We start from the raw sequence: 2,120 nt of genomic DNA, 5'->3' as shown, positions 1-2,120 counted from the left end.
CCTTTTATTACACCGCTCTGCTGGAAAATGACGAGTATTCCCCGATCAGACCTCTGGTGGACTGGCTGCATTACAACGGCTTCACCATGGTCACCAAACCGGCCAAGGAATACACCGACAGCATGGGACGCCGCAAAGTCAAAGGCAACATGGATATCGAGCTTACCGTCGATGCCATGGAGCTGGCGCCGCGGGTGGATCACATCGTGCTGTTCTCGGGCGATGGGGATTTCCGTCCGCTGATTGCCAGCCTGCAGCGCCAGGGCGTGCGTGTTTCGGTGGTATCTACCATCCGCAGTCAGCCGCCGATGATCTCTGACGATCTGCGCCGCCAGGCCGACAATTTCATCGAGCTGGAAGAATTGCGCGATGTCATCGGCCGGCCGCCGCGCGAGCAAAGCGAACCGCGTTCGGCTACCGCCGCGCACGGCTAAGGAAAGCGCGCCGGGCCAAGGCACCTGATGGGGCGGCGCCTTGGCCCGGACAGCGTCCCTCACCCGCCTGAACTATTGGCCTGTATGCGGCGTGCGGTGTTTTCGGCAGCCCGGCAGCGTTCTTGATGGACAGCACAGCCGACACCTCTCCTGAGCGCAACGTTCTGACATGGCTGCCCGCACGGCTGCGGCGGTGTTTGCCCGTCGGCGGCGCCAATTGTCCAAATCAGACATTTCCTGCGGCCCCGCGGGCACTGGACCTTGCCGCCCGAACCGCTTACCTCTGGCCGCAAGGAGACGCCCATGACCAAGCCAGCCCTGACCCTCTACCTTGCCGCCCCGCGTGGCTTTTGCGCCGGTGTCGACCGCGCGATCAAGATTGTCGAAATGGCGATTGGGAAATGGGGGGCGCCGGTCTATGTGCGTCACGAAATCGTGCACAACAAATTCGTGGTCGACTCGTTGCGCGACAAGGGCGCGGTGTTTGTCGAGGAACTGAACGAATGCCCCGATGACCGCCCGGTGATTTTTTCCGCCCACGGGGTGCCGAAATCGGTCCCGGCTGAGGCCGACCGCCGCGAAATGGTCTATGTCGATGCCACCTGCCCGCTGGTCTCCAAGGTACATATTGAGGCCCAGCGCCACGCCGAAGCCGGCCTGCAGATGATCATGATCGGCCACAAAGGCCACCCTGAAACCATCGGCACCATGGGACAGCTGCCCGACGGTGAGGTGCTGCTGGTGGAAACCGTCGAGGATGTGGCCAAGGTGGAGGTGCGCAATCCTGATCAACTCGCCTATGTCACCCAGACCACCCTGTCGGTTGATGACACTAAGGGCATCGTAGCGGCGCTGCACCAGCGGTTCCCGAACATCACCGGCCCGCACAAAGAAGATATCTGCTACGCCACCACCAACCGCCAGGAAGCAGTGAAGTCGGTGGCGCCCAAAGCAGACGCCCTTTTGGTGGTGGGCGCGCCGAACTCCTCGAATTCCCGCCGTCTGGTCGAAGTCGGCGCCAAAAACGGTTGCGATTACGCCCAACTGGTGCAGCGTGCTGAAAACATAGACTGGCGCGCGCTGGAGGGCATCCGCTCGGTTGCCATCACTGCCGGCGCCTCAGCCCCCGAGCTGCTGGTCAACGAGGTAATCGACGCCTTCCGCACCCGGTATGACGTGACCGTCGAGGTGGTGGAAACCGCTGTCGAAACCGTGGAATTCAAGGTGCCCAAGGTACTGCGCGAAACTGCCTGACGAAACGCGGCTGGATTGCGAAGAAAGTCACAGAAAGCACACCTGCGGTGCGCTAATCATGGTACCCAATAGCATTCGGATTTTTTTGGAGCCGCATTGATGATTACCCTGCAATTTCTGATCACCGCCTTTGTTGTCGTCCTCGCGCCTGGCACCGGTGTCATCTACACGCTGGCTCTTGGTTTGGGCCAAGGCCGCCGCGCCGCCATTTGGGCCGCCTTGGGCTGCACCATCGGCATCCTGCCGCACCTGGCTGCGGCAACCCTCGGGCTTGCGGCAATCCTGCACAGTTCAGCGCTGCTGTTCCAGATCGTCAAGGCCGCAGGCGTTGCCTATCTGCTGTATCTGGCCTGGCAGGCGCTGCGCAGTGGCGGTGCCCTGGCTGTCAATTCACAGCGTACCAGCCAACCCGGCCGGAGTATCGCCTGGCGC

Annotated in this window: 3 protein-coding genes; all 3 read left to right on the top strand. The window is 61.9% G+C overall.

Annotation, left to right across the window (positions count from 1 at the left end; all coding sequences use genetic code 11):
- A partial coding sequence (locus tag A2I95_RS33285; protein ID WP_291736714.1) for an NYN domain-containing protein occupies window positions 1–434 on the top strand: 434 nt, incomplete at its 5' end.
- A gap of 303 nt (window positions 435–737) precedes the next feature.
- Window positions 738–1,688 carry a 4-hydroxy-3-methylbut-2-enyl diphosphate reductase gene (gene ispH / locus A2I95_RS33280; RefSeq protein ID WP_027257286.1) on the top strand — a complete coding sequence of 317 codons (951 nt, stop codon included), beginning with the start codon at window positions 738–740 and terminating at the stop codon, window positions 1,686–1,688.
- Between the two features lie 99 nt (window positions 1,689–1,787).
- Window positions 1,788–2,120, top strand: a 333-nt coding sequence (locus A2I95_RS33275; protein ID WP_291736709.1) for a LysE family transporter, incomplete at its 3' end; no start/stop codon positions are given.

This window comes from Leisingera sp. F5 (genome assembly GCF_001593695.1).
The sequence above is the reverse complement of the archived record's forward strand: the minus strand, read 5'-3'. Positions and strand labels throughout refer to the sequence as shown.